This window comes from Propionivibrio sp., assembly GCF_016790145.1.
Classification (GTDB): domain Bacteria; phylum Pseudomonadota; class Gammaproteobacteria; order Burkholderiales; family Rhodocyclaceae; genus Propionivibrio.
In genome coordinates, this window is record NZ_JAEUOI010000032.1 from 1 (window position 1) to 4,112 (window position 4,112).

Genomic DNA, 4,112 nt, shown 5'->3' on the forward strand with positions numbered 1-4,112 from the left:
GGTCGCTACTGGCATTGTCCACCAGCACGATCTCGGAAGTGCGTGCCAGGATGTCTGCGGGAATTCGCCGTAAAACCTCGCCGACAAATCGCTCGGCATTGTAGGCAGGGATGTAGATGGCCAGGGTCATGCGGCTCCCAAGGCGCTGGTGGACGCAGTTTGTGGCGGCGCGTCAGGCTGGTCCTCGCGCTTGCGTGCCTTGACCGTCATGATCTCGCCGAAGGCCGCCGCCAGCGGCAAGGTGAACCAGATGTCGCGCACCATCGGCGTCATGCTCAGAAAGAAGACCTGCCCAACGAGGGCGACGAACAGGGCACGTGCATAAAAGGATAATTCGGGATCATTCCAGGCGCTGGCAACGCCGCGGAAGGCGATGAACCACAGCCACAAAAGAAAAAACAGGGCGAAGACGCCACTTTCGGAAGCGACTTGAAAAAAGCTGTTGTGGATCTCTGCGGGATGGAAGGGGCTCACTGCCCAGCCAGGCAGGTATTGCATGTACTCATGAATGGCCTGTCCCAGCCCGACGCCGAACAGCGGGTGCGCCATGAACAGGTTCCAGCCGCCAACCGAGGATTCGATGCGAAACTGGAGTGAGCCGGCGACGGAAGTGAGCTGATCGCTACGCACCGCCTTGCCAAAGTGGCGAATCTCCTCAAGGGTCTGGGCGAGATCGGGCAGGCTCCACGCATGCGCGGCCAACAGCGCAAGAAAGCCGAGGAATCCGATGACAACGACAGCACGGCCGAAGCGGGTAAAAAAGTACAGCGCAACGGCCAGCATCAGCACCAGGGCAAGCAGTGAACTGCGTGAATAAGCGGCGTACCAGGCGTACAGCATCAGGGCTATGGCTGCCGCCAGCGGCAAGCGCCAGAACAGGCGCGCGCGCAACAGAAGGAGCACAGCGAAAGGCAAGACCATCTGCAGGAAGCCGGCGAGGTAGATCGGGTGTGGCGTGGTACCCTCGGCGCGGAAGGTGCCTTCGGTGGAATCGACCCTGGCAATCGACGAGAAACGCCAGTCACCGGGCAGTACCAGACGGAAGTGTACTTGCGCAATAACGATCAGTGCTTCCAGGATACCGACGAGCACGAGTACCAGCACCACCTGTCGAACATCCTGAGGGCGTCGCACGAAGCTCAGCGTAACGAAGAACATGGCCACCCGCGTAGCGTAGCCAGCCAGTTCCTTGTTTAGGCTCAGCATGTCCAGCGGCACCCGCTGCGTTAGCAAGGCGACGGCGAGCGAGAGCAGGATCGACAGGAAAAACAGCGAACCCACGCGAGCCGCCGTGCTGCCGAGCGGATTCGGCCACGGACAGCGGCGAATCAGCGCATTGCTCAGGATGCCGAGAGCAACCACCGGAATGACCACACGCGTGACGGTCAAGCCCTGCCCGAAGTCGATGGTCACCGGAATGGCCGCAACCAGCAGCCAAAAGCACCACTGCGGGTGCACCAGCAGCAGTAGCACCACTGGTGCGCCAACGATCAGCAACAGCGCTTTCAGCCCGAACAGGCCGGTTGCGAGACCCAGAACCATTCCCACTATAAGAACAATGGGGATGTTCGGTGAAGTGTGCTGCATGTGCATGGCGATTGAAGAGGTGCGCCTGGCTCAGGGTGTAGCGTCATCGGATTCGAGCAGCACGACGCGCTGCTCGTCCGGTGCCTGAGCGTTGTACGGGTCATCGGCATAGGCCAGCAGCAGCATCATTCCGCTGCCGTTGTTCTTGAAGGCGTGCGCCACGCCGGGGGCAACTTTGATGATTTCAGGCGCATCCGCACTCAGTTCGACCAGTGCCGACTCCCCGCTTGCCATGACGCGCACCGACATCAGGGCGCGTCCCTGGATGACAGAGAACCACTCGCTCGCTCGCTCGTGAAAGTGATTGCCTTTGACTTGACCGGCATGGGCTGCGGTGATGTAGATCTCTCCGAAATCGAGCGGGCCGTTGATATGCTCGCGCATCAGCAGTTTCACCAGCCAGCCGCGCGTGTCTTCGCGCTTGAGCAGTTTGCGCCGGGTGACGCCTGGAAGGATTTGGGTGTCCTGCATGTCGTGCTCCTTCATGTCAATTGACCCGCGCGCAGCGCCTCGCGGTACCAGGGGATGACGCTGGCGATGCCTTCGGCAAACGGCGTGCGCGGTCGCCAGCCTAAAAGGTCGCGAGCCTTGCTGGCATCGCCACAACTGCGCCACAGCTCGGCGCTGCGATAGGGTAGTGCACCAAACAAGGGCTGCCCCCGGCTTCCGGCCAAGCGGAAGATCAGGTCCACCGCCGCACGTACCGAGGTTTCCTCACCGCTGCTCAGGTTAAAGATTTCGCCGTCAATACCCGGCACCAGCGCGGCACGCAGATAGCCGTCGACGATATCGTCGACGTAAGTGAACTCACGTGTCTGTTCGCCCAGAGTCATCGGGAATTCGCGGTCCTGCAGCGCGGCCAGGATGGCCTGGGGAATCAGCCGTACGGCTTCCTGTTCAGGCCCGTAACTCAAGAATGGGCGCATCGTCACCACCGGCACACCGCGCGTACGGTAGGCCATCTCGCACCACATGGTGGCCGCCGCTTTTGACACCGAATAGGGTGACACCGGACGCGGAGCGGCAACTTCAGTGATCGGCGGCGGCATGTCGCCGTACTCTTCGCAACTGCCGGAATTGACGATGCGCGTGACGTTGACGTCGGCCAGGGCATTGAGCAAACGCACAGTGCCGGTGAGGTTAACCGCCAGCGCCAATTCGTCATTGCTGCGGTCGCGACTGACGTTGGTAAACGCGGCCATATGGAAGGCGTAGCGCGGACGGATCTCGGCCACTGCCCTGAGCAGGGACTGTGGATCGCAGAGGTCGGCACGCGACACCTGGATGTGCTCGAGCAGTGGGAGAAGCTTGTGCAGTGAAGCCGTTGGCCGCAACAGCACCGCAACCTGAGCACCGTAGCCAACCAGTGCGCGCGTCAGGTGTGCACCGATGAAACCCGAGGCACCGGTGACCAGCACGCGTTCGCCGTGCAAGGCTTCAAGGTTGACTGTTGAATGAATCATGTCAGTGCTCGTTGACTAATTGCCTGGTTTTGACGGCGGTCCGGTACGTACCTTGAACAGGTAGTTCGGATTTTCGCCGACGCTTTGCCGCCATGCTGTTATCTCTTCGGCATAAGGCTCGCCGAGCCGCGGCAACTGGCAGCAGATCTCGGCAATGAGGAAATCGCCAAGCGTCAGCGCCTTGACCCGCGGCATACCTGGAAGCACCCGGCTCATTACTTCTCGCAGCACTGGCGCCCGGTTGACTTTCTTGTCACCGGAGGGGCCGAACTCGGGCAGGAACATCGGCCTCTGCGTGGTCTCACCCCAGGCTGTGTAACCAGGGCCCAACGCGCGCTCGATCACTGCTGCGTCCTTGCTGACCGTATGGGTCCATGCCGGGTCGACGAAGTAGGTACTCTGGCCGACCCAGTCAATGTAATCGTCACCGGGATAGAAGAACTTCGGATGCAGCCAGGGACTGTAATTCCTGCCCTTGGGGTCCATGTATCCGCTGCTCGCATACATGAACCAGGTGACGTTCTTGACACCCTCCTGGCGAAAGATATCGATCACGCGAATATGCGCATCGCGGATCCGCTCCGGTCCGTCGGGCCAGGCCGGGTCGCCATACTGGCCGCAGATGTCGTCAACCCGCGAAATGCTGCTGATACCATCCTTGCCAAAGGCAAATGCACCCTGCCAGTTGAGTTCCGAGAACAGGCTCATCATGATCGGTTTGCCAAAAGCCTTGGTCTGTCGTGCCACGCTGCGGATGTATTCGTCGAAGTCGCCTTTGAGCAGCCGCGGCAGGTTGATCTCGGTCTTCTTCAGACCAAACCACCAGGCAGTAGAAGTCCAATCGCAACACTGCATCGCCCAGGTCAGCGCCAGTATCGAGCCCTGCTCGGACAACTGTTGCGCCAACTGTAGCGGCGTAACGCCCTTGTCTTCCATGTCGCTGTTGAGCGTGCGCAGTGTTGGATTCTTCCTGTAATAATCCTCGTCGGTCAGCCAGTCGTGGAAGGTAAAGACGATGGCTGGCGCTTTTCCGGTTTTGCGCTGGAACTCCTTCACGTCGGC

Annotated in this window: 4 protein-coding genes; all 4 read right to left on the reverse strand. The window is 60.5% G+C overall.

The window, feature by feature from the left end:
- Window positions 1-126: 126 nt before the first annotated feature.
- Complete coding sequence (locus tag JNM42_RS03500) at window positions 127-1,593, reverse strand: O-antigen ligase family protein (protein ID WP_294266241.1); 1,467 nt, start codon at window positions 1,591-1,593, stop codon at window positions 127-129.
- Between the two features lie 24 nt (window positions 1,594-1,617).
- Window positions 1,618-2,058: a cupin domain-containing protein gene (locus JNM42_RS03505; protein ID WP_294266244.1), complete on the reverse strand. Its 441-nt coding sequence runs from the start codon at window positions 2,056-2,058 to the stop codon at window positions 1,618-1,620.
- 11 nt (window positions 2,059-2,069) lie between these two features.
- Entirely contained in the window at window positions 2,070-3,050 is a 981-nt protein-coding gene (locus JNM42_RS03510; RefSeq protein WP_294266246.1) for an SDR family NAD(P)-dependent oxidoreductase, read from the reverse strand.
- A gap of 15 nt (window positions 3,051-3,065) precedes the next feature.
- Window positions 3,066-4,112, reverse strand: a 1,047-nt coding sequence (locus JNM42_RS03515; protein WP_294266249.1) for a hypothetical protein, incomplete at its 5' end; no start/stop codon positions are given.

What these genes read in the sequence shown, in the direction of transcription:
- JNM42_RS03500 (WP_294266241.1), bottom strand. Translation starts at nt 1,593, where the DNA reads ATGCACATGCAGCACACTTCACCGAACATCCCCATTGTTCTTATAGTG.
- JNM42_RS03505 (WP_294266244.1), bottom strand. Translation starts at nt 2,058, where the DNA reads ATGCAGGACACCCAAATCCTTCCAGGCGTCACCCGGCGCAAACTGCTC.
- JNM42_RS03510 (WP_294266246.1), bottom strand. Translation starts at nt 3,050, where the DNA reads ATGATTCATTCAACAGTCAACCTTGAAGCCTTGCACGGCGAACGCGTG.